The following is a 22004-nucleotide window of genomic DNA, read 5'->3' as shown; positions in this document are numbered from 1 at the left end:
CAGCGAGGCGCGCATGAACGTGAGAATTTCGAAATACCCCAACGCTGAAGCCGTTCCCGAAGCTGAGTTCCTGGAAGCAAGGAAAGGCGAGGGCAAGCGATATTCGCCGGTGGAGACATGGTTTGCCGTGAAGGCCGTCCCCGGCGCGCAACGGTGCCCATCGATGCGGGAAGGGCAGGACCGCACGGGCGACAGCGCCGTTGAACGCAACCTCCGCAACGAGGGCTTCGAAGCCTTCATGCCGAGCTATCGGATCGAGGTCCGCCATCATCGCCAGGGGCACTGGATCGAGCGGCGCTTCCCGACATTCACCGGATACCTGTTCGTCAACATAGGCCCGCACGACTACCGGGCCGTTGAAGCAGTCGACGGCGTGAGCAAGATCCTGCGCTTTACGAAGCGGTACGAACAACGACCAATGCCCTTTGAGTTCCCTCAGGAGACAATCGACCGGCTGCGCTACATCGCGTGGGAGCAGGAGCAAAACTTCCTGATTGCCCGAGCTCGCCGACGGCGAGAGGAAGAGATCGAGCAAGAGCAACGGAGCCGCGGGAAGCCGGCAAATGCCAGCAGCCGGAGGATTCGAAGGGCGCAGTTCACCGACCTGGGCGGCGGGCTGTCATCCAGTCTATCTTCGCCATCGTCGAGAGCGTTTATAACCGAAACGCTGCAAACGCTTGGAAATCTCGCCAATAAGCTTGATTAATCATAACTGTCTGGTAATGTTTGCGCACTGATTTGTGGATGTTCAGTGCGCAGAGCGCCGGTCCACGCGGATAAGCAGCAATCCGCACGATGGAAGAAATGCGCCCATATTGGAAGGTCCGCTCGGAAGCTCAGTGAGCGTGCCGAACGGTGAAGCCGCAATCGACCCTTTCGCCGCAATTTAGTGCCGGTTTCCGAAGTTGGACTCCGCGGCCGTCTCCCCGGCCGACATTGCTCTGGAAAACGGCACCAGTTGCCACAGGGCGGACAAGCCGACCAAGGCATAGACGATCCTTGAAAGAATCGCTCCTGGTCCGCCGAAGATGGCCGCCACGAGGTCGAATTGGAAAAGACCGACAAGAAGCCAGTTTAGTCCGCCGATGATGATCAGCAGGAGAGTTATTAAATTTAGCGCGCGCATGCCTGTACCTCCACGGTTCAGATGAGCAGCTAACCTCGGTTCAACCAGATTGTTCCTCGAATGCAATCAAAAGGCGCCCTTACCGGTCCTGTCGGACCGCGGGCAGCGATAACCTCCCCGATCTGACGCCAAACAATCAGGCCCGTTGCGCGTTTACCAGCTGATCGCTCACTCCCGGCATTCAAGGCGCCGGCATCGCAGTGGTCACCGGTAATGTGGTTAGGTCTGCTCGAATGGCTGGCACACACGACGATGGACGGCGCAAAGGTGAGGGGAAAGACGACTTTCGCCCAGGCCTCGGACATCTTCTGCAAAGCCCTCTGGCTCGCCTACCTCGTCTCGTTCGCAAAACTCTCGGATGGTGCGTCTATCTCGCTCTGGTGGCGCTGACGTTCGGTCTGGCATCTTTACCAGGATGGTGGCCGGTATGAGCGGGAAGATCGAGCGCGGCGCGCTGCTGGTCATGTGCATCTGCGTTGTAATCGCGTTGATCTGGACGTTCTGGCCATGACCAACCGCTCGTCGGCAACTCCTCAGAGCGGCGACCGCCCTGACCTGAGTCGTCGGCGGCGAGCATCTCCCTAATGTTCAGGGGTTCTTGGGCTTATCAAGCATCGGCCTCGACGAGCTGCTATGGCTCTTTCCATCTTTTCGGAGAGATCTGAGAAGGCTTCTTTGAACGGCCTTGCGGCTTCCATTTCCTCCCTGGACATGGGTGGGTTGTCGAAAACGCCATCCCAGTCGTCCTTGGAATATCCTCTACCCGGCTGATACTCGGGCATTTCCTGGACTTTGATAACCATCAGAGCATGCTCCTCTCGCAGAGTTAGAGCGGGTGTATGCGGGTTATGGGTCGTTTTGAGTGATCCTCAGCCATAATCAAAACTCCCGCATCAGCTTCGCTATATTATCACGGTCGAACGGTATGTCGCGACCGTGAGCGCGGATGTGGAGAACTATCCCACGCGGGGTAGGGTCGATTGCTTTCAGGTAATCGATTGCATCTTGCATTGCCGGGAACGTCTTTTCCTCGGTGACAAACTCATCCCGGACGAATGTGATCGTGGTTGCGCACTCGCCATAGATGGCAAAGGTCTCTCTGGCGCTGAAGTTCTCGCTCATCTCGCCTGCTCCAGTTGAAGGCAAAGCCATCTCGGCCGCGGTGCCAGAGCGATCTGCTGCAATTGTTGGCCGCTCCGTACGACCGGCGCACTTGGCCCGGCTCGGCCTAAGCCTGTCCCGGCGTGAAGAACGCCATATACGCCACCGCTATAATCATCGCGACAACGAAGATAGTCAGCACGAATTTGATCATGCCTTTCGTGGCTTTTTTCTCTGTGTTGCTCATGCGGGTAAAACATCGACGAGGTACAGAAGTTCCGGCCGCTCGGGCTCGAAGTCAGTAGCAGCCTAACGACTTCTTCAATCATCGTGTTCTTCCCATAATTCGTCTGGTGCTGGTCGCCTCGATCTCGTTGCCCTCCACGGCCTTGAAAAGGAGAACGTAAATGGACCCTTCGATTGCTCCGGCCTCGCGGGCCGCAGTGGTAACGCCGAATGATAGCGCCATAGTCGGTGCCCGTGCTCTGTATATCGGCACCGCTGGCGACGTTGCCATTGCGCCGCGTCGGGATATGGACCCTGTCATCTTCAAGAGCGTGCCGGCCGGGACGATCCTGCCGGTTCATGCCGCCATCGTGGCCCTTACAGGGACCACCGCCTCAAACATCATCGCATTGTTCTGATGGACAACGGCAAGAACGTCCCGCTGAACGAGATAGGGATACAGGGAAGCGCAGCCAAGGTTTCGCCGCCCATCTTCATCACCACCCATCCAGCCGATCAGAAGGCAGGGGATCATGACAGGCAGACCGACGAAGTACACCACCGCACTCGCTGACATCATCTGCGAGCGCATCGCTGATGGCGAAAGCCTTCGATCGATCTGCAGGGATGACGCCATGCCGGCGAAGACAACCGTCATGGAATGGCTGTGTGATGACGAGAAGGCCGCTTTCCGTACCAAGTACGCGCGCGCCCGCGAAATTCAGGCGGACGGCTATGTCGACGAGATGGCCGAAATCGCTGACGACGGCACGAATGATTGGATGGAGAAGAAGGGCGCCGACGGTGAAACGACCGGCTGGCAGGAGAATGGCGAGGCGATCCGGCGCTCTCAACTTCGCATCGCAACTCGTCAATGGATCGCTGAGAAGCTGAAGCCGAAGAAGTATGGCGCCAAGGTCGAGCTGGAACACGGCGTGACCGGCGAGGTGTCGCAGCTGCTGGAAGCTATCAATGGCAAGACCCGCGGACTTCCAAGCAGCAGTTGATCAGTTCTCGGACTGGCGCTGGCGTCTGAACAACCTCTACTGGATCACGGACAAGGAAGGCAAAAGGGTCAGGTTCGAAATGAACTGGGCTCAAATGACCTTCTTTGAGCAGATGCATTATCTGAACGTGCTGCTGAAGGCCCGTCAGCTTGGCCTCACGACGTTCATCCAGATCTTCATGCTCGATGCCTGCGTGTTCAATCGGGACATTCGTGCCGGCACCATCGCCCATACGCTCGGGGATGCGCAGACCATCTTTCGGGACAAGGTGAAATACCCTTACGACAACCTGCCCGAGGGGATCAGGGAAGCAGTGCCGATCGTCAGGGATAACCAGACGGAACTGCTGCTGGGGAATAACTCAAGCATCCGCGTCGGCACGTCGCTCCGATCGGGCACGCTCCAATACCTGCATATCTCCGAATATGGAAAGCTCTGCGCCAAGTATCCGGAGAAGGCGAGGGAAGTTCGAACCGGCGCCCTCAACACCGTCCAGGCTGGGCAGCTGGTGTTCATCGAAAGCACAGCCGAGGGGCAGGAGGGGCATTTCTACAATCTCTGCGAAGACGCCCAGGTAAAGCACCGCCAGGCATCCGCGCTGACGCCGCTCGATTTCAAGTTCCATTTCTTTCCGTGGTGGAAAGAGCCGCAATATTCGATCGATCCGGCCGGGGTGATTATCACGGACGCGTTCGCCAAGTACTTCCGCACCTTGGCCGATCAGGGCATCGAACTGACCGACGGTCAAAAGGCCTGGTACGTCAAAAAGGCGGAAACGCAGCTGGGCGACATGAAGCGGGAATATCCGTCGTCGCCGGCGGAAGCGTTCGAAGCCAGCGTAGAGGGCGCATACTATTCGGATCAGATGGCGGTTGCCGACGCCGAGGAGCGCATAGGCGTCTATCCGCATGTGCCGGGCTATCCGGTTCATACGATATCCGACATCGGCATGGACGACACGAACAGCGTCTGGCTCTTCCAGGTGCTCCCGAGCCGCGTTCGAATGATCGGCTACTTCGAACACACCGGCACCGGCATGGACGGCATGCTCGACGAACTGGAGCGGCGCGCCAACGAGTACGGCTATGTCTATGGCGTGCACAACATGCCTCACGACATCCGCGTCAGGGAATGGACGCGCGGCGGACTGACCCGCATCGAGGTGATGCTTGCGGAGGTCAAGGCGAGGAACCTGGGCACGGTCCGCAAGATCGAACGAGCTTATGTTCACGACCGCATCAACGGCACGCGGCGCATCCTGGCCAAGATCGAGTTCGACCAGGCCGGATGCACTCAGGGCATCAAGTGCCTGCGGAACTACCGAAAAGAATGGGATGAGGATCTGAGCGTTTTCCGCGACGTACCCCTGCACAACTGGGCATCCCACGGGGCCGACGCCTTTGGCGGGCTCGCGATCATCTTCACCGGATTGGCGGCCGAACCGCTCAAGCCTGAACCAAAGCCGCTGCCGACGTTCCAGACCATGACGTTCAACGATTTCGTCAATTCCACACCGACCCAGAGCGAGCACGTTTGATGGACGACGAAGCCACGACATTGCCGGGCGGTGAGAAGTACGACCTGGCAAAGGTTGGCGCGCACTGGCAGCAGGAGATCGAGCGCGCCCAGCGATACTTCAAATCCTGGGTCGATCGCTGCACCAAGATCGAGAAGATCTATCTGCAGCAGAACGATCAGCAGAGCGCCAAGCGACGGTTCCCGATGCTCTGGGCGAACATTTCGGTTCTGCAGCCGGCCGTATATGCCCGTGTCCCGCAGCCCGTCGTAGAGCGCCGGTTCAAGGACTCTCAGCCGGTAGCCCGCATGGCCTCGGAGTTGGTCGAGCGCAATCTTGCGTTCACGGCCGATGATGCCGATCTGGATTCGCTGATGCGCGCGGTGCGCGACGACTTCCTGCTCTGCGCCCGCGGCACGGTCTGGCTGCGGTATGAGGCGGATTTCGAGCCGCTCGACATAGGCGTTGAACCTTCGAATGCTCCGGCTCTGGACATGGAGGGGGACAACAGCGGCCCCACGCCTGAGCAGATCACCGATGAACGGGTCTGCATGGACTATGTCCACTGGTCGGACTTCCTGCACTCGCCGGCGCGCCGTTGGAAAGATGTAACGTGGGTGGCGCGCCGCGTCCCCATGACAGACGAGGAATTCGACAAGCGCTTTCCCGAGGGACGGGCAAGCCTGGCCGCAAATGGCGCCGGCTCCAATCATGGGACCAACCAGACCGAGCGCGCTCAGAACGAGGGAAAAACCAACGTCTGGGAAATCTGGTGCAAGACCGAGGACTACACAGTCTGGATTGCAGATGGCTGCCCGACCGCGCTTGAGGTATCCGAGCCACCGCTGAAGCTGAAAGGCTTCTGGCCTTGCCCGCGACCGGCGTTCGGCACCTTGTCTACGAGCTCGCTTATCCCGGTTCCGGACTACGTCTATTACCAGGGCCAATGCGATGAAATCGATTTGCTGACGAAGCGGATCAACAAGCTGACAGATCAGCTGCGGCTGAAAATCTTCTATCCATCGGGCGACGGCTCGGTATCGCCTGCGATCGAAAAGGCGATGCGGCCTGAGAACGACACGGTGATGGTGCCCATTCCAGAGTGGTCGGCCTTCACCGACAAGGGTGGATCGAACGCTATCGTGACGCTGCCGATCGACGATGTTCAAAAGGTTATCGTCGCCTGTATCGAGGCCCGCAAGCAGCTGATCGAGGATGTCTACCAGATCACCGGCATCTCCGACATCGTCCGCGGCGATACCCAGGCGTCGGAGACTGCGACGGCGCAGCGCATCAAGAGCCAGTGGGGCTCGATCCGGATCAGAGACCGCCAGTCGGAGTTGGCGCGGTTCGCGCGGGACACCGTCGCCCTGGCCGGCGAGATTATATGCGACCAATTCCAGCCGGAAACGCTGATGTTGGTGAGTGGCATTCAGCTTCCGACGATGCAGCAGAAGCAGATGGCCCAGATGCAGATGCAGCAGGCTCAGATGGGCGCGCAGCAAGCAGCGATGCGGGCGCAGCAGATGGGCCAACCAGCACCGCCGGCCCAGCATCCTCAGATGCCGCCCGAGGTCCAGAAGATGATGGAGCAGCCCACGATCGACGAGGTGACCCAGCTTCTCAGGAACGACAGCATTCGCGGCTTCCGCATCGACATTGAGACGGATTCGACGATCGAGCCCGACGAGGATGCCGAAAAGCAGCGCCGCATGGAATTCGTGCAAATGGTCGGCGGCTTCATGCAGCAGGCCGGCGCAATCGCGCAGCAGACGCCAATGCTTGTGCCTGTGATGGTCGAGACCCTGCTATTCGCCGCCCGCGGCTTCAGGGCCGGCCGTCAGCTGGAAAACACGCTTGAGCAGGTAGGCGCCCAGCTCGCCCAGACAGCAACGGCACCAAAGCCACCGCCTGAACCAACGCCGGAGCAGATGATTGACCTCAAGACGACGCAGGTGAAAGCGCAGGCGGAGGCGATGAAGGCACAGACAGGGCTGGCCCAGGCGCAGGTCGAGCAACGAACCACGATCGAGCAGGCGCGCAGCGATATGGCAGCGCGCGCCATGGAGCAGGCGAGGAACCAGCAGCAGCCAGGAGCAATGCAATGAGGGAACGCTTTTGCCGCGTCTGTGGTGGATGGCACCAGTTGGAGAAATGGCCGCACAACTGCATGCCGGTAAAGAGCCCGGCGCAGTCCGATCTGCCAGCGCCGCATTTCGTCAGCGACAGCATCGATATCCAGTCGATGCATGACGGCCAGCATTACACGTCGAAAGCAAAGCTGCGCTCCGCCTACCGATCTGCCGGGGTCGTCGAGATAGGTAATGAAAAGCCACAGCCGATCGAGACGCCGAAGACGGATCGAAATGAGATCCGCGACGAACTGCGGCGAGTTCACGCCGAATACAACGCCTGAACGGGCATCAATCCCCGAAATAGGAAACATCCGACATGGAAGACCTGATTAACGAGGCCGGCAACGGCAGCGAAGACCTCGGCACGTCCACCGAAAAGCCGATCAGCATCCGCGACAGCCTCAGGGCTGCGCTTGATAACTCTGACGGAAATGTCTCGGCATCGGGCAACGCCGATCGCCAGCGCGACGAGCACGGCCGATTTGCCCCGAAGGAGGCAGACAAGGGAACCCCGGCCGCAGCGGCTGTGCCGAAGCCTGTTGATGCACCAGCAGCAGCCAACGCCGCCGCAGCCGCCGCACAGACGCCAGCCGTGGCGCCCGAACAGCAGCCGGCCGCAACGACGCACCGTGTGCCCCCTGGCTGGTCGGCTGAGGCAAAGGCCCAGTTCGGTACTCTGCCGCCCGAGGTCCAGGCCGCCGTCGCCAAGCGAGAGCAGGAGGTCGACAACGGCTTCCGCGTTCTGCAGGACTACAAGGGCTTGGAAGAATTCACGCCTATTGTCAGGCAGGCCGGCACGACACACGCCGATGTCATGCGGAAGGCGATCGATTGGGAGCAGTCGCTTATTCGCGACCCGATCAACACAGTCATTCACGTCGCCAGGATGGCCGGCGTCAATCTTCAGGCCCTTGTCGCCGGGCAGCAGGATCAGATCCTGCAGCGCCGTCCGCAACAGGCTCAGCAACAGCCAGCGCCTCAGCCCGTCAACGTCGAGGCAACGGTTGAACAGGTACTTCGGAAACGAGACACTGAAACTCAGGTCAATGCCTTCATTTCCGACCCAGCAAATGTGCACGCCGAAGCAGTTCTCGATGACATGGTCGCCCTTATCAGCGCAGGGCGCGCATCGAACCTCAAGGAAGCTTACGACGCCGCCTGCTGGATGCGTCCCGATATTCGTCAGCAGCTGATCAGCCAGGCTGCGCCGGCGAACACAGTTCAAGACCAAACGTCCCAGAAGGCAGCAGCGGCAGATCAGGCTCGCCGCGCCTCGCGATCGATTTCCGGCTCTTCCGCGCCTGGACCAACCCAGGGCGCCGGCGCCGGCCAACCAACCTCAATCCGCGAATCCCTTCGCAGCGCATTGCATGCCGCGAACGGTCGCGTTTGATCTAAAAGGAAAGTGATCCATGCCCGTTTCCCCCAACCTTTCTGAAATCGTGACCACGACGCTGCGCAACCGCAGCGGCACGGTCGCCGACGACGTGACGAAGAACAACGGTCTTCTCACTCGTCTGAACAGCCGCGGCCGCAAGAAGCCAATCTCCGGCGGCCGCACCATCGTCCAGGAACTGCAATATGCCGAAAATTCGACCTTTCGCAGATATTCCGGATACGACATTTTGAATGTGCAGCCGTCCGATGTGATTACCGCTGCCGAATACGACCTCAAGCAGGCCGCGGTCGCCGTGTCCATGTCGGGCCTCGAACAGCTGCAGAATTCCGGCGAGGATGCGGTCCTCGATCTGCTTGAGCAGCGCATCGAAAACGCCGAAACGACGCTGAAGAACAATATCGCTCTCGACTGCTATTCCGATGGCACCGCCGATGGCGGCCGTCAGATCGGCGGGTTGCAGCTGTTGATCTCGACCTCGCCGACATCGGGCACCGTCGGCGGCATCTCGCGCGCCACCTGGGGCTTCTGGCGCAACCAGAAATTCTCGGCCTCGGCCGATGGTGGTGCCGCCGCCTCGAATGCCAACATCCAGAGCTACATGAACCGGCTCTACATGTCCTGCGTTCGCGGCTCCGACGCGCCTGACCTTGTCGTCGCCGACAACAACTTCTTCCGCCTCTACTGGGAATCGCTGCAGGCAATCCAGCGCATCACCTCGGCGGACAAGGGCATGGCCGGCTTCCAGTCGCTGCAATACATGGGCGCCGACGTGATCTTCGACGGCGGCTTCGGCGGCGGCGCGCCGCTCAATCAGATGTTCTTCCTGAACACCAAGTACCTGTTCTATCGCCCGCACCGCGACCGCGACATGGCCCCGATCGGCGACGAGCGCATGAACACCAACCAGGACGCCTTCGTGCAGCTCATGGGCTTCGCCGGCAACCTCACCATGAACAACGCCTTCCTGCAGGGCGTGCTGTTCGCCTGATCGAACGAAAGGATCAACTCCAATGACCATCGCAATTTCTCAGACCGATCGTCTTGGCGCGAACCCGTTCGTCGTCGAAGGCCCGATTGTTGCCGGCTCCGGTATTCCGGGTCCGAACTTCTCCCTCGGCACTGTCGCCGGCGGAGACCGCGAATCCGAATGGGTCTATTGCCAGCTGGTGCTGGCCTCGCAGACGACCCTTCAGCCCGGCCAATGGTTCCAGTGGACCCGGGATTATGTCGCCTCACTGCTGACCACGGCCGCCGCCGTCGTCGGCAATCGTTGCGGCGTCTTCGCTGGTGCAAGCCAGGCGCCGACCCAGTCTGGTGGACCTGCACAGGCCATCACGCTTGCACCAGGCACCTATTACATCTGGCTGCAGCGCAACGGGCAGGCTCCGGCACTGGTGACAACGGCTACGGCGGCTCTCGTCGTCGCCGAGACCACAGCGACCGCAGGCCTCGCCAATGCTCCGGCATCGGCCACGGCGACCACCAAAGCCATCGCGAATGTGAATTTCGCGGCGGCTAACCAGACCTTCACGGCAACCACGGTCAACGGCTCCAACCAGCTGACCGCACTCGGAAACGTCAGCCCCGCAGGAGGCCCGTTCATCGGCGCCGCCATCTCGGGCACCGGCATTCCGGGTGCCACCACCATCAGCGGGATCACCTACACCCCCTCGGGCACGATCCAGAGCATCACCATGTCCGCCAACGCCACGGCCAATGGCACCGCCATCACGGTCACAGCGACGGGCGTGCTCGAAGCTACGCTGATGCGCCCCTTCCTGTCGAAGGTGAACTAAGGAGGCTGAAATGTCCCTGATGAATGAACTTCACAAGAAAATCGCTGCCGACCGTGAGGCCGGCCGCGACATCTCACCGGTGATCGAGGAATTGCTTCTGATGATCGCCGAGAAGGTCGAGCAGCCGGCCGCCAGGAAGGCAGCCCCCGCAAAGTCGACCGACACCAGCAAGTGATCAACGGCGGGCGCTTCGGCGCCCGTTTCCTTTCCCCCGCCATCAACAGCGAGACAGCACCATGGCCGATAGCAACACCGGAATTTATGCCTCCTTCAGTCTCGAGCCGGTCGAACAGACCTTTCTGACGGAGAAGGAGGGCCGCCCGATCTTCGCCGACAAGGAATTCATCCGGATCTTCATCGCCGGCGACAAACACACCGAAGTCTATCGGGAGGTGACGGAGAACGACAAACAGCGCTTTTCCGACGCCTACAAGCGCTTCAAGGAAGGCGCCGAGGCCCGCGAGCAGCTTGTCGGCACGCCGCTGGCGCAGTGGCCTTATCTGAAGCCCAGCCAGATCAAGGAGCTGGAAGCGATCAACATCTATACCGTCGAGCAGCTCGCGGCACTCTCCGACACGGCCAAGCAGAAGATCGGCATGGGCGCGAACGAGCTCGTCGCTGCCGCGCAAGGCTATCTTGCGACCGCGCAGGACTCCCGGGCCGCTTCGGCCTTTGCCGCAGAGAACGAGCGTCTCAAGGACGAAGTCGGCCGCCTGCAGGAGCAGATGAAGGAAATGGCCTCGCGCTTCGAGGCAATGGAAAAAGAGCGCCAAGGTGGCCGCGGCCGCGCAGCAGCAGCAGCCTAAGCCGGAGATCCGCGCATGTCGATTTTGACGATAATCCAGAACGTATGCGCGGAAATCGATCTTGATCCGCCGACTGCCGTCGTGTCGTCGGCTGACCCGCAGATAAGGCAGTTGCAGATCTTGTCGTATCGTGCCGGCCGGGACCTGCTGAAGGACCATGATTGGTCGGTCTTGATGACGACGCGGAACTTCACGGCGACCGGGGTAATCCCGGAACCCGCTGAGCCACCATCGGACTTCGGTCGTTTCACCGCCAATTCTGTGATCTGGAACACGTCGCGCCTGTGGCAGCTTAACGGCCCCGTCGAGCCGCAGACATGGGAACGGAACACCATCCTTAACTCCAACCCGGTCCCGCAGATTTACCGCATGATGGGCGGCAAGCTGGCGTTCTTCCCGAACGATGTCGGCGAGACGCTTCGCTACGAGTACGTTTCGAAATATTGGATCGCGGTCATGGGCGGCCCGACCTATGCCGAAAATTGGGCGAACGACACCGACACGGCGCGTTTCCCGGAAGACCTTCTCGAGCTTTCGCTAATCTGGCGCTGGAAGCGGGCAAAGGGGCTGGACTACGGCGAAGAGCTCGAAAACTTCGAGCGGGCCAAGGAGGCTGCCGTCGGTGCTGACCGCGCCGCGCAGCCGATCAGTCTGTCGATGCCCAACCGCGGTGAAGTCCCCGAAAACTACTGGCCGGGCATTATCACAGTATGACCAGAAAACCCGTTCCCCCAAATGGGCGCACCGGCCGCGTGTCGCCGAGCAAAGACTGGATCGCGCCTATTGGTGGCTGGCGAACCGACGTCGAGATGGCGGACATGCCGAAGGACGCGGCGTTTCAACTCGACAACTTCTTTCCCGAGGCGAACCGCGTGCGGGCGCGCTATGGCAATGGCGCTTTCGCAACCGGTCTCGGGGCGCCTGTTCAGACGGTCATTCCCTACGTCGGCGTGAGCAACAGGCTTTTTGCCGCGGCAGGAGACAAGATTTTCGACGTGACCGCCGGCGGCGTAGTAGGGGCAGCAGCGGTATCGGGCTTGTCCAGCGCCCGCTGGTCGGTCCAGCAGTACACCAATCCGGCCGGCCAGGAATATCTGCGCCTCGTCAATGGCCTGGATCTGCCTCTGCTCTACAATGGAACGACCTGGACGAACAACATTCTGGTCGGCACCGCAACGCTCGCCACGCAGAACGTCGCCGTCAAGGCGGTCCAATATACCTTGAGCTTCTTCGGGACGGGCTCCGTGACCCTGTCTGGCGCGTTCGCAGGCGTCTTGAACGGAACCGGCGTCGGTAACCGCGTCACCCTGACATTCACGCCTGTCGCCGGCACGCTGACCCTGACGGTGGCCGGCTCTGTCACCAATGCCCAGTTGGAAACGGGCGCCGTCGCAACGCCTTATGTTTCGTCCACGATGATCACTGGAATTTCGGATTCATCGCTGCTGATCGCTGTGACAGCCTATCGCTCGAGGCTTTGGTTCATCGAGAAGAACTCGACCAACGTCTGGTATCTCGCGACCGACGCCGTCAGCGGCACGGCGACGGTTCTGCCGGTCGGCGGCAACATGAAATACGGCGGCACGCTTATCGCCATTGGTGTCTGGACGATCCCGGTTTCCACCGGGCTGCAGCAATGCCTGGTGCTCATGTCGTCTGAAGGCGAGGTGATCGTCTATCAGGGGTCCGATCCTTCCAGCGTGAGTAATTGGGGCCTGATCGGGACGTTCAAGCTCGGGCGACCGCTCGGAACCGAAAGATGCTTCCTTTCTGTCGGTGCGGATCTGGCGATCATGACGACGGACGGTATCGTGCCCATCACGAAAGCCGTGCAGCTCGATCGAGGGGCAACCAGCCTCGGCGCCATCACCGCCAAGATCGGCCCGACCTGGCGCGAGACTGTCGCGACCGCCGGCACGACCTCGGACGAATGGCAACTGGCGAGCTTTCCGGCACGGCAGATGGCAATCGTCAACCTGCCGTCATCGCTGGGGCCATATCAGTACGTGATGAACACCGAAACCGGCGCTTGGTGCCGCTTCGTCGGACTTGCTGCCTCCTGCTGGGGAAACTGGCAGGACAGGCTGTTTTTCGGCGCCGCGGACGGCACTGTCTACGAAGCGGAGATCGGGGCCAATGACAACGGCGCGGCGATCGATGCTCTCATGGTGGGAGCGTGGAACCGCTACGGCGAGGACATGGCATCCAAGTTCTCGAAGCTGATCGGTGTAACGGCGCAGATCGGTGTCTCGACGCTGATGTATGCCGGCATGTCGTTCGACTACCAGACCAAGATTCCGACAGCGCTCCTGTCGACAGTCGAGAACAATGCAGCGGCGACGTGGGGCTCGGCAATCTGGGGCGTCTCGAAATTCCCCGGTCTGTCGATCGTCCGAAAGTTTGCTTCAGCGGGCGGCTCCGGCTCAGCGCTGGCGCCGACGATCCGGGCGTTGATTTCCGGCGCGTCCGGTTCTGTGTCTGAAGCGGCTGTCATCGGCGGATCGGTTCTCTATGAAAAAGGTTCCCCGATTTGATCGTCTCCGAGCCTCGCGAGGATATCGCGGCATGGGTTGGGGGCAAGATCGGGGTTGCCTTCCATCCGCCGTTCACTGCCATGGCGCAGGTCCAGGGCGGCCGGATCATCGCCGCCTATGTCTTCAACGTCTGGACGGAACATGACGTCGAAGTCTCGCTTGCCGCTGATCGGCTTTCGGCAACCTTGATGCGGGCAGTCTTTCGATACGTCGTCGACCAGCTCGGCTGCCGCCGGGCGACATTCAGGACGCGCGCCGACAATATCGCTGCTCAGCAGGCGCTCGAAAGGCTCGGCGCGCGCCTGGAAGGCCGGCAGACGGCTTACTTCGGCGACTGTGACGCGCTGCTCTATGGAATCTTCAAAGAGGACTTCCCCTATGGTCTCCACGCCTAAGGCGCCGAAAGCGCCCGATCCGACACAGACCGCGGCGGCGCAGACAGCGACGAACGTGGACACCGCCATCGCCAACGCTGGGCTCAGCCATACGAACCAGTACACGCCCGACGGTTCGCTGGAATATAAGGTCACCGGCAATACGACGATGACCGACCAGAACGGTAAGACCTACCAGCTGCCGACCTATTCGGCCTATCAGACCTATTCGCCCGAGAACCAGGCGATCTACGATCAGACGCAGCAGACGCAGCTTGGTCTGGCGAAACTGGCCAATGACCAGACCGGCAAGATTTCGGGCGTTCTCGGCACCAATGTCGATCTCAGTGCCGGGAATGTTGACAAGTACGTCAACGACCATTGGCAGGGCGGGTTCAACAACCAGTGGGATCGCGATCAGAAGAGCCTTGACCAAAGCCTTGCCGACAAGGGCATCTCGATGGGTTCCGAGGCCTATAACAACGCGCTGCGTGATTTCACCACGCGCAAGCAGGCTGCATCCGACCAGTATCTCGGCGACATGTACTCGAATGCGCAGAACTCGATCCTCACAGAGCGAAACCAGCCGCTGAACGAGATTTCGGCGCTGATGTCCGGCTCTCAGGTCAATCAGCCCAACTACGTCAACTCACCGACGACACAGCTTCCCACGGTGGATCAGGCTGGCTTGATCAATGAGAACTATAATCAGCAGATGGGCGCCTACAATCAGCAAGTCGCGGCAAGCAATGCGGCTATGGGCGGCCTCTTTGGCCTTGGTTCCTCTCTGCTCGGCGGCTGGGCGATGAAATCCGATCGGCGGCTGAAGGAAGACATCAGACGCGTCGGCACATTGGACAACGGCCTGCCGGTCTACGCCTTCCGCTACAAGGAGGGCGGTCCCAGCCAGATCGGGCTGATGTCCGACGATGTGCGGGACGTCCATCCCGAAGCTGTAATCGAGGCCGCCGACGGCTTCGATCGTGTAGATTATGAAAAGGCGGTGGCATAATGTCGTTCATATTTGGCGGCGATACGGGCCGGAGCCAAGGTGATGTCACGGACGCCCGCAAGCGTCTCGCTGCGGCCATGCTTCAGCAGGGTACCGACACCAGCCCGATCAAATCTCCGTGGGAAGGCGCTGCGCGCATGGCGCAGGCGCTTATGGGCGGCCTTGCCATTCGCAATCAGGCGAACGAGCAGCGCGCGGCTGACGCTCAGGTTATCTCCGCCATCACTGGACAGCCTTACACACCTCCAGAGCAGCCCAAGGGCTTCCTGTCATCGCTGTTCGGTGGCGGCGACAAGCCTGCCAACCCCGGCGCTACCGGCTCCTCCATGCCGAAGGTGGACGCATCGGATAATATCGCCGCCACTCCAACCAATGGTGACCTCCCGTCGTCTTTCCTCGCCGCGGTGGACAGGACGGAAGGGGCGGGCGATTACGACACTCTTTTCGGACACGCTCAAAAGGATGGGCCATTTGCCGGCACGTCGGTTTCGAGCATGCCGATCAGAGACGTCTTGGCCTTCACCGATCCGAGCGGACCATATGCCCAGTATGTCAAAGGCAAGGTTGGCCGTGTCGCAACGCCCGTCGGGAAATATCAGACGGTTGGGACGACGCTGCGCAGCGCTGTGGGTGCGCTGGGTCTTGATCCGAACGCTCCCTATGATCGGGCCACCCAAGACCGCGTGGCGTCTTATCTCGCTCGCAATCGCATCGCCTCGGCAGACACGTTGCCAGGAAAGATCAGTGCGCTGCGGTCGGAATGGGAGGGGTTCAAGAACGTCCCGGATTCCGAAATGGCGCAGATCGTGGCCGATCTTCAATCAGGTGCTACGGCTGCCCCCGCTGGCGCTCAGGTGGCTAGCGCAGGGCCAGTCGTTGCGCCTCCAGCAGCGGCGATCCAGCCGCCCCCGGTCAATGCCCCGCCAGCGGCGCCGACGCCCGGCTATGTCGACCCTCGGGTAGCAAGCGCCGGCTCCGCCGCTGCCCCTCCCATGCCGCAAGCATCCGCCCCGGGTGAAGTTGCGAGCCTCGACCCTTCGATCGGCATTCCCATGCCTGGCGCTGCAGGGCAGATGCGAGCATCCGCACCGGCGCAGCCCATGCCGCCACAGGCAGGCCCACAGGCTGCGTTGCCGCCTCTGCCGCCTCTGCCGCCTTCCACGGTAGGCCCGACGCCGAATGTCGCCAGCGTGCCGTCTGTGGGGCAGGAGATCCCGCCAGAGTTCCAGAACAGCCCGCAGCTTGTGAATGCCGATCCGAACAAGGGCATTCTCCAAGCGATCCTTGGGGGCGGGTCTCCCGCATCTCCAGAGCAGGTTGCCCAGGCGCAGCAGTCAGGACAGGCACGTCTCGCCCAGGCGCTCGACAACGCGCCGCAGCAGGCACAGAACCCGATGGCGAACCCGCGCGTTCAGGCGCTGGTGCAGGCGATCACGAACCCGAACGCATCGCCGCAGGTGAAGGCGATGGCCGCGCAATCGCTGCAAACCCTGATGCGGCCACCGGAATACGGCTTTGAGACGGCGCCGGACGGTACCATACTGCGCACAGATCCGCGCACTGGCACCGTTCAGCCGATCTATCAGGCGCCTCCAAAACCGATCGAGGTCAACGGACGGCTGATCGATCCTTCAACCGGCCGCGTCATTGTCGATTTCGGAAACGGCGATTGGGAGAAGGGCGAAAACGGCGCACTCTTTAACAAAAAGACCGGTGATATACGTTCGCCCCAGGCGCAAGGTGGCGGCTTCCGGTTCAGTGGCACTTCGGTCGAGGCACAGGCTCTCAATGGCCTGATGGAAAGTGGGCAGATCACTCCAGAACAGGCGCAGCAGCTTGGCGCCGGCAAGACGATCAGCGGCCCGAATGGGGAGATCATCTTCCTGACGCCGCAAGGCATTTTCTCGAAGCCTGCCAACGCACCGGCGCAGCCAGTCGCACCGAATCCGCAAACGCCGTCGGCGCAACCCGGACCTGACCAGCCGGCAGAAGTGCCGCAGCCGGCGCCGGCGGACAACGGAAACATCCAGATCACGAAGCCAAAGGTGACACTCGACGAGAACAAGGCGGCAGGGTTCGCCGATCGTATGACTAACTCAGCTGCCTTGGTCGACAAATTCGGGGGTGCTGGGCTGAATAATTGGTCTCAAGGCGTCACCGACAACTCCTGGATTCCGGATATCATCGAAAACCAGATCGTTCCCGAGGACTTCCAGAAGTTTGCTCAGGCTCGTCGGGATTTCATCAATGCCCAACTCCGCCGAGAGTCGGGCGCGGTCATCTCGTCCGAGGAGTTCGCCAACGCAAATAAGCAGTATTTTCCCATGCCGGGCGACACCAAAGAAGTGCTTGAGCAGAAGAAGCAGAACCGCGAGACGGTCTTGAATGCGATGGTTCGCGAGGCTGGACCGACCTACAAGCGTCAGCAGATCGACGGCGACGAAGGTTGGACGGAAATCTCGCCAGGTGTCCGGATACGGAAGGTCAACTGATGCCGAAATATCAAATCCAGCTTAACGGTCAGTCCTTCGAGGTCGACGCGCCGGATGAGGAAGCCCTGAAGGGTGCGATCGGCAAGCTTCAGGTGCAGACCGCGCCGCCGCCCGAAAAGTCAACCTTCGACAAAGTGACCGGCAACATCAACTCGTTCGGTCAAGGCATCGTCGACATGGTCGGGATGGGCTATGCCGACGAGATCGGTGCCGGCATCGACTATGCCGGCTCCCATATCTTGCCGTGGCGCGATGCAAAGACCTACGATCAAGCTTTGGCGGATACTCGTGGGGAGCAGGAACAGGCCTACGAGGAGCATCCGGCAGCCAACATCGCAGGCAAGGCAACAGGCGCGCTATGGGGCGCCAGCCGCCTCGCCAAGGCTGGACTCTCTCCAACTGTCAACGCCATTAAGGCTGAGGCAGGTCTGGGGCGCGTAACTGGTGCTGCGATGAAGGAGGGGACGATCATGGGTGGCCTCTCCGGATTTGGATCCGGGGAAGGAGGGTTTCAAAATAGGCTGGAAAATGCCGGCTTAGGGGGGCTTTTGGGTCTCGGCATTGGAACAATAGCGCCTGCTGCTGTTGCCGGCGTCTCACAGGTCGTCAAATCCGCTGCTGCGCCGTTGATAGCGCCGTTTGCACCGAATGGATATGTGCGGGATGCGCTCGCTACGGCGCTGCGCCGCGCCGGGCAGACACCCGAGCAAATCGCCAATAACATGCGCGCTGCAGGCGCTGACGGTCAGGACATGTTCAATGTCGCCGACGCCATGGGCTATACAGGCGAACGGCTGATGTCGACGTCCGCTCGGGTTCCACATGATAACCGGCAGGCCCTTGCCGAGGCCATGATGGCGAGGCAGGCAGGACAGGGCGAGCGGCTGGCGAACAATCTCGCAGAAGGGTTTGACACCTTTGATACAGCCGGCCGTCGGGTCGCCGATCGTACGGCGCAGCGCACGGCTGAGGCAAACGAACTATATCCAGCCGCCCGTGCGAATGCCGGCCCGGTCAACGTCACGCCGGTCCTTGAAGAGATCGACAGAACAATTCGTCCGGGCGTCAACCAATTGGTCAACCCACGCGACCGGATTGCCAATGACTCGATCGAGGGCGCCTTAACGCGCGTTCGCTCCATGCTTTCGGACGGCAATTCCCAGGTAACCGACTTCGACACGCTGTTCAGGGCGAAGTTGGACTTGGACGACATGATCCAAAGAGCCGAGGCACAGGGAGCCGGCAATCGCGCGCACTACCTCTCACGTGTTCAGGGGCTGGTGGACCAGGCGCTTGCCGATGCCTCCGAGGGATATGTGGGCGCCCGGGATGCATTCGCCCGTGCGTCGCGCCGGATCGAGGCCGTTGAAGCGGGCAGTGCAGCAAGCCGTATCTCCCGCAGAGCTCAGGATACGATCCCCGAATTCGAGGCGATGCCAGCCGATCAACAGATGGACTTCCGCGCCGGTTACATCGATCCGATGATCGCTCGCTTGGAGGGGGCGTCTTCGTCGCCGACGACGAACAAGGCGCGGATGCTGCAGACGCCAAAGTACGATGCCGAACTTCCGGCGTTCGCCGCTCCGGAGCGCGGTGGACAGCTTGCAGACCGCATTGGCAGAGAACAGACTATGTTCCGGACAGCAAATGCGGCGCTCGGCGGATCTCGCTCGGCCGACAACCTCGCAGATGCCGCGGACCTGAACCAGTTCGACCCCTCGGTTATCGCACGTTTCGTGCGCGGCGACCGTATCGGAGCGATTACGACAGGTCTCTCGAAGGTCCTCGGTACTGTGACCGGGCAACCGCCGGCCGTGGTGGAGCAGCTTTCTCGCGTGCTAATGGAGACGAACCCAGACGTTGCGCTAGACGTATTGCAGGCAGGGACACAGCAGCTATCGCGGAACGATCAACTAAGGGCGCGGCTCGTGTCAGCGCTGGTGGAATCAGGAGCGGCCGGAGTTCCGAGACTTACTGCGCCATGAGTCGGGAATCTTGTTGCCAGTGATCTCGATTGCCCAGGCGACTATCCCGCCTCCAGTGCCAATGCCAAGAGCAATGGCAGGCCAGTCAAACGGCCTGAAATAGAGAAACCACGCCCACCCCAGAATGAGAATAACAAAGACCGACTTCCACGGCCCAGGTCCGCGGTCAACTTTCGGCTCTTCAGGGTCGTGATCGATCTGCATCGGCAACCAATACTACACCATTGATGGCCTCGCAATTCGCGGGGCCGCTTCTTTTTGGAGAAGGTGAATGCCCAGAAATCCATCAACTGGCGTCTATTCCAAGCCCGCCGGAACGACACCTTCCGTCGGCCAGGTCATCGACCCCGTGCCATGGAACGCGCTGACCACCGACCTCGGCAACGAAATCACCAACTCGCTGCCGCGTGACGGGTCGGCGCCGATGGTTGCGCCGCTGAAGGCCGCAAGCGGGACGGTGTCAGCGCCTGGGGTAGGGTTCGCCTCAGTTCCGCAGACCGGCCTTTATCTCAAGGGCGGTGGCCTTCTCGGGTTCACGCAGAATGGCGTCGACGTCGCATTCGATCACGCCATGGTCTATGCCGCCAAATCAGCGGATTACACCGCCGTTGCGTCGGACGATGCCGCTGTGCACCGCTTCACGGCAGTTGCAACCGTCACCCTGACCGCCGCCGCGACCTTGGGCGCGAACTGGCACTATACGGTGATCGCCGATGGCGCCGACGTAACTATCGATGCCAACGGGGCGGAGACAATCGACGGGGCCGCAACGCTGGTTGTCCCGAACGGCTATTCCGTCTTCATCATCTGCAGCGGGGCGGCGTTCTTCACGAACAAGGTTCTGACGCGGCTTTTGGCGAAAGCCGAAACCACGGCGGTCGGCAGCTTCATCGACGGCGTGCTCCTGTCCAACAACAGCGGCAGCCCAACAACCCATGTGGATTTCGCGGCCGGCTCGGTTCGCTCGGGCTCGAGCTTCGTTTCTAATGCTGCGTCGATCACCAAGCGGATCAACGGCACGTGGGCGGTAGGGACCGGCAATGGCGGGCTCGATACCGGCTCTGTCGGGGCAAGCGCGACTTACTTCGCCTATGCGCTGCGCAAGGACGACGATCTGAGCTTTGACGTGGTGTTCTCGACTTCGGCAACCATCGGCGGCGTCAACACGACGCTGCTCACGGGCTATACCATCGTCAAGCAGATCGGCGTCGTGCTGACGGATGCAACTTCGCTCATCCGGCTGTTCGTCATGTATCCGAGGGATGAATATACTTTCGTGACACCGGTCAAGGATGCGGTCGGCGTCAGTATATCGACAACATCGAACTTGACTACGCTTACCGTTCCGAACGGCGTTAAATCCAAGGCGAAACTTCGCTTCGAATTCACCTCGTCTGCGACTACCAACGCAGCTCTGCTATCCGACCCGGCGCAAGGCATCCTCGCGGCTGGCATTGGGGATGACGGCGGTAATATCGGCACTATTCAGGTGGCAAGTGGTTTCGCTATTGGCTCGCAAGAAATCTGGACCAATACAAGTCGGCAAATTCGCCGCGTCGCCGGCGCCTCCGGCAGCCTTTGGGTCTGGACCGACGGCTTCCATTTTCCATGCGGGAGGAACGCGTAATGCCTTTTGTTTCACGATCTGATGACGGCGCCATCGATGGCGTGTTCGAGCAGCTGCAGGAGGGCATGGCAGAGGAGTTCCTCTCTGACGACAATCCCGAACTCGTCGCGCGCCTGAACGCCCCGCCAAAAGTGTCATCGGTGTCCGCGCGGCAGTTCCGGCTGATGCTGCGGCGCTCTGGCCTGCTCGACCAGGTCAAGGCATGGGTGGCGCAGCAGGATGGCGAGATCCAGGACGCCTTCGAATATAGCGGCACCTTCGTCAAGGACAGCCCAACGATGATGGCAGGTTTCGCGGCGATGGGCTTCACGTCGCTGCAGATCGACGCGTTCTTTGAAGCGGCGGCGCAGCTATGATCAAGCCGATCCTGCGCTATCTCGCTTACTTCCCGGCCAATCTCGCCTTCGTGCTCCTGGCCTTTCTCCTGTCGCCGCTGCTGGCCGCTCTCTCGCTCCGGACCGGCCCAAGGCTTCCCGGCATCCTGCAATGGTTTTCCACTCTCGACGCCGATCTGGACGGTGGCATATCTCAGCGCGTGAAGGGATATAGGCCCGATCTCACCGGCTGGGCTCTCTGGTGGCAACGAACCTGCTGGATCTGCCGCAATCCCGCCCATGGCTGGCAATCGGAACTGCTGGGCATGCCGGCGGCCGGCAGCGTCATCGTCCGCCAGGTAATCAGCGATACCCCTAAAAATCAATGGTACGTCATGGAGACGGCCAAGGGCGTGCGCTTCTTCTGCTTTAAGCGCGATCAACCGCTGTTCGGTGGCTTTTATCTCAAGCTTTGGTTTGGCTGGGTGAACAAGCCCTACGACGGCCGGAACCATCACTACGCATTCCAAATCGGGCCTAAGCGGTCCTAACCAC

24 protein-coding genes are annotated in these 22004 nt (G+C 60.9%); 21 read left to right on the top strand and 3 right to left on the bottom strand.

Annotation, left to right across the window (positions count from 1 at the left end):
* The first annotated feature begins 13 nt into the window (after positions 1-13).
* Positions 14-706: a transcription termination/antitermination NusG family protein gene (locus tag V8P77_RS14020; RefSeq protein WP_335913020.1), complete on the top strand. Its 693-nt coding sequence runs from the start codon at positions 14-16 to the stop codon at positions 704-706.
* 180 nt (positions 707-886) lie between these two features.
* Here the strand turns inward: V8P77_RS14020 and V8P77_RS14015 are convergent, their stop codons facing one another.
* Entirely contained in the window at positions 887-1126 is a 240-nt protein-coding gene (locus V8P77_RS14015) for a DUF378 domain-containing protein (protein ID WP_335913019.1), read from the bottom strand.
* Positions 1127-1339: 213 nt separating this feature from the next.
* Here V8P77_RS14015 and V8P77_RS14010 point away from each other — a divergent pair, with 213 nt between their 5' ends.
* Positions 1340-1516 (top strand): hypothetical protein, encoded by a 177-nt coding sequence (locus tag V8P77_RS14010; protein WP_335913018.1) that lies wholly within the window; start codon positions 1340-1342, stop codon positions 1514-1516.
* Positions 1517-1707: 191 nt separating this feature from the next.
* Here V8P77_RS14010 and V8P77_RS14005 read toward each other — a convergent pair whose 3' ends face one another.
* Together V8P77_RS14005 and V8P77_RS14000 are read right to left on the bottom strand one after the other, a co-directional pair.
* A complete protein-coding gene (locus V8P77_RS14005; protein WP_335913017.1) occupies positions 1708-1929 on the bottom strand; it encodes a hypothetical protein in 222 nt (73 codons plus the stop codon).
* Positions 1930-2005: 76 nt separating this feature from the next.
* A complete protein-coding gene (locus tag V8P77_RS14000; protein WP_335913016.1) occupies positions 2006-2248 on the bottom strand; it encodes a hypothetical protein in 243 nt (80 codons plus the stop codon).
* Between the two features lie 386 nt (positions 2249-2634).
* Between V8P77_RS14000 and V8P77_RS13995 the strand changes: the two genes are divergently transcribed.
* From V8P77_RS13995 to V8P77_RS13905, 19 genes are all read left to right on the top strand, one after another.
* A complete protein-coding gene (locus tag V8P77_RS13995; protein ID WP_222000176.1) occupies positions 2635-2871 on the top strand; it encodes a spike base protein, RCAP_Rcc01079 family in 237 nt (78 codons plus the stop codon).
* A gap of 114 nt (positions 2872-2985) precedes the next feature.
* Positions 2986-3459, top strand: coding sequence for a terminase small subunit-like protein (locus tag V8P77_RS13990; RefSeq protein WP_335913015.1), 474 nt, complete (start codon positions 2986-2988; stop codon positions 3457-3459).
* A complete protein-coding gene (locus V8P77_RS13985; protein WP_335913014.1) occupies positions 3425-4996 on the top strand; it encodes a terminase large subunit in 1572 nt (523 codons plus the stop codon). The genes V8P77_RS13990 and V8P77_RS13985 overlap by 35 nt, the downstream gene beginning before the upstream one ends.
* On the top strand, positions 4996-7083 hold the full coding sequence (locus V8P77_RS13980) for a hypothetical protein (protein ID WP_335913013.1): 2088 nt from the start codon (positions 4996-4998) through the stop codon (positions 7081-7083). Before V8P77_RS13985 ends, V8P77_RS13980 begins: the two co-directional genes overlap by 1 nt.
* Positions 7080-7391: a hypothetical protein gene (locus V8P77_RS13975; RefSeq protein ID WP_335913012.1), complete on the top strand. Its 312-nt coding sequence runs from the start codon at positions 7080-7082 to the stop codon at positions 7389-7391. Before V8P77_RS13980 ends, V8P77_RS13975 begins: the two co-directional genes overlap by 4 nt.
* Before the next feature lie 35 nt (positions 7392-7426).
* Complete coding sequence (locus tag V8P77_RS13970) at positions 7427-8503, top strand: hypothetical protein (RefSeq protein WP_335913011.1); 1077 nt, start codon at positions 7427-7429, stop codon at positions 8501-8503.
* Between the two features lie 19 nt (positions 8504-8522).
* A complete protein-coding gene (locus V8P77_RS13965; RefSeq protein ID WP_130707575.1) occupies positions 8523-9497 on the top strand; it encodes a phage major capsid protein in 975 nt (324 codons plus the stop codon).
* A gap of 22 nt (positions 9498-9519) precedes the next feature.
* Entirely contained in the window at positions 9520-10305 is a 786-nt protein-coding gene (locus V8P77_RS13960; protein ID WP_335913010.1) for a hypothetical protein, read from the top strand.
* Positions 10306-10315: 10 nt separating this feature from the next.
* The gene (locus tag V8P77_RS13955; RefSeq protein WP_335913009.1) at positions 10316-10480 is read left to right on the top strand and encodes a hypothetical protein; all 165 of its coding nucleotides are present in this window, start codon (positions 10316-10318) and stop codon (positions 10478-10480) included.
* 61 nt (positions 10481-10541) lie between these two features.
* Positions 10542-11111: a hypothetical protein gene (locus tag V8P77_RS13950; RefSeq protein ID WP_335913008.1), complete on the top strand. Its 570-nt coding sequence runs from the start codon at positions 10542-10544 to the stop codon at positions 11109-11111.
* A 15-nt stretch (positions 11112-11126) separates the two neighbouring features.
* Complete coding sequence (locus V8P77_RS13945) at positions 11127-11825, top strand: phage adaptor protein (RefSeq protein ID WP_335913007.1); 699 nt, start codon at positions 11127-11129, stop codon at positions 11823-11825.
* On the top strand, positions 11822-13645 hold the full coding sequence (locus V8P77_RS13940) for a hypothetical protein (RefSeq protein ID WP_335913006.1): 1824 nt from the start codon (positions 11822-11824) through the stop codon (positions 13643-13645). The genes V8P77_RS13945 and V8P77_RS13940 overlap by 4 nt, the downstream gene beginning before the upstream one ends.
* Positions 13642-14040 (top strand): GNAT family N-acetyltransferase, encoded by a 399-nt coding sequence (locus tag V8P77_RS13935; protein ID WP_335913005.1) that lies wholly within the window; start codon positions 13642-13644, stop codon positions 14038-14040. Before V8P77_RS13940 ends, V8P77_RS13935 begins: the two co-directional genes overlap by 4 nt.
* Complete coding sequence (locus tag V8P77_RS13930; protein WP_335913004.1) at positions 14024-15031, top strand: tail fiber domain-containing protein; 1008 nt, start codon at positions 14024-14026, stop codon at positions 15029-15031. Before V8P77_RS13935 ends, V8P77_RS13930 begins: the two co-directional genes overlap by 17 nt.
* A gap of 152 nt (positions 15032-15183) precedes the next feature.
* Positions 15184-17523, top strand: a complete 2340-nt coding sequence (locus tag V8P77_RS13925; protein ID WP_335913003.1) for a hypothetical protein — start codon at positions 15184-15186, stop codon at positions 17521-17523.
* Entirely contained in the window at positions 17523-19508 is a 1986-nt protein-coding gene (locus tag V8P77_RS13920) for a hypothetical protein (protein ID WP_335913002.1), read from the top strand. The genes V8P77_RS13925 and V8P77_RS13920 overlap by 1 nt, the downstream gene beginning before the upstream one ends.
* 271 nt (positions 19509-19779) lie before the next feature.
* A complete protein-coding gene (locus V8P77_RS13915; protein ID WP_335913001.1) occupies positions 19780-21135 on the top strand; it encodes a hypothetical protein in 1356 nt (451 codons plus the stop codon).
* Positions 21135-21491, top strand: coding sequence for a hypothetical protein (locus V8P77_RS13910; RefSeq protein ID WP_335913173.1), 357 nt, complete (start codon positions 21135-21137; stop codon positions 21489-21491). The genes V8P77_RS13915 and V8P77_RS13910 overlap by 1 nt, the downstream gene beginning before the upstream one ends.
* Positions 21488-22000 carry a DUF7338 family protein gene (locus V8P77_RS13905; RefSeq protein WP_335913000.1) on the top strand — a complete coding sequence of 171 codons (513 nt, stop codon included), beginning with the start codon at positions 21488-21490 and terminating at the stop codon, positions 21998-22000. Before V8P77_RS13910 ends, V8P77_RS13905 begins: the two co-directional genes overlap by 4 nt.
* Positions 22001-22004 lie beyond the last annotated feature (4 nt).

Origin of the sequence: Rhizobium aouanii (genome assembly GCF_037002925.1) — a bacterium.
In the GTDB taxonomy this organism is placed as follows: Bacteria; Pseudomonadota; Alphaproteobacteria; order Rhizobiales; family Rhizobiaceae; genus Rhizobium; species Rhizobium aouanii.
Note: the sequence above shows the minus strand (reverse complement) of the source record. Positions and strands in the feature narration are given on the sequence as shown.